The 1,521-nt window shown below is 49.8% G+C and carries 2 protein-coding genes; both read left to right on the plus strand.

Annotated elements, in window-relative coordinates:
- The coding region (lgt, locus tag ACR0P9_RS12425) for a prolipoprotein diacylglyceryl transferase (protein WP_432620611.1) at positions 1-782 on the plus strand (782 nt) is incomplete at its 5' end.
- Positions 779-1,521: bifunctional 5,10-methylenetetrahydrofolate dehydrogenase/5,10-methenyltetrahydrofolate cyclohydrolase (locus ACR0P9_RS12430; protein ID WP_432620613.1), on the plus strand; the 743-nt coding region annotated here is incomplete at its 3' end. The genes lgt and ACR0P9_RS12430, both read left to right, overlap by 4 nt.

The following is a 1,521-nucleotide window of genomic DNA, read 5'->3' on the forward strand; positions in this document are numbered from 1 at the left end:
ATATTGCATCCAAGCCGATTTACTGGTATGGTATTCTCATTATGTGCGGCGTGGTATTGGCTGTTATCTATGCATCGGTGCGATGCCCGGCTTTCGGAGTCAAACAGGATGATGTGTATGACTGCGTGCTGTTTGCCGTGCCGTTGGGCATTGTGTGCGCCCGTATTTACTATGTTATTTTTGAGTGGGATCAATATAAAAATAACTTGTCAGAGGTCTTTGCTATTTGGCATGGCGGATTGGCGATTTATGGCGGTATTTTGGGCGGCATTGTTGTTGTCGCCGCTGTGTGCCGCTTTAAAAAGATCGATCTGATGAACATGCTGGATGTCTTTGCCATTGCTGTGCCAATCGGCCAGATTCTGGGCCGTTGGGGCAATTTCTTCAACTGCGAGGCATATGGCAGCACGACAACGGCACCATGGCGCATGGTCATTGGCAAGACACTGGCAGAAGCCGGAGCGACCGGCAATCATCCGACATTCTTTTATGAGTCGGTGTGGAGTTTGGTAGGATTCATTATTTTGTATGTTGTCTCGAAAAAGCGCAAGTATCGCGGCGAGATCACATTGTTATATCTCGGATGGTATGGTCTGGGTCGGTTCTTCATCGAAGGACTGCGCACGGACAGTCTGTATCTGTGGGGTACAGGGATTCGAGTATCACAAGTTGTGGCACTGATTTGTGTCATTATCGGCTTGGGCGGTTTTTTTCTCAATCGGAAGATGCCGTTTCTCAAAACTGTAACGCAGGAAAGCAATCACAAGGAGGAAACAGCATGAGTGCAGTTCGTATGGATGGCAAAATGGTTTCTGCAAAGGTACGCGGAAGCATTTTGGCAGAGGTCAATGGTTTGAAGGAAAAGGGTGTTCGCCCGGGGCTCGCAGTTATTATTGTGGGAGAAGATCCGGCATCTAAGGTATATGTACGCAACAAGGAGCGCGCTTGCGAAGAGTGCGGCTTCTATTCGGAAAAGTATGCTCTGCCGGAAGAAACCACGCAGGAAGAGCTGCTCGGCTTGATTGACGAGCTGAATCACAATCCGCATATTGACGGTATCCTGTGTCAGCTGCCGGTGCCGAAGCATATTGATGAGCAGGCAATTATTGATGCTATCTCTCCGGAGAAGGACGTTGATGCGTTCCATCCGATCAATGTCGGCAAGATCATGGTTGGTAATTTTGATTTCCTGCCGTGCACACCGGCGGGTGTTATGCAGCTGCTCGAAGAGTACGAAATTGACCCGAACGGCAAAAACTGTGTGGTCATTGGCCGCTCTAACATCGTCGGCAAGCCGATGGCTATGCTGCTGCTGCACAAGAACGGCACCGTCACGATTTGCCATTCCCGCACAAAGAATCTGAAGGAAATTTGCGCGCAGGCAGACATTCTGGTGGCAGCTGTCGGCAAGGCAGACTTTGTGACCGCAGATATGGTAAAGGAAGGCGCTGTTGTCATTGATGTCGGCATGAACCGTAAGGACGGCAAGCTGTGCGGCGACGTTGCCTTTGATGAAGTCAA

Source organism: Butyricicoccus sp., assembly GCF_050872565.1.
Classification (GTDB): Bacteria; Bacillota; Clostridia; order Oscillospirales; family Butyricicoccaceae; genus Butyricicoccus_A.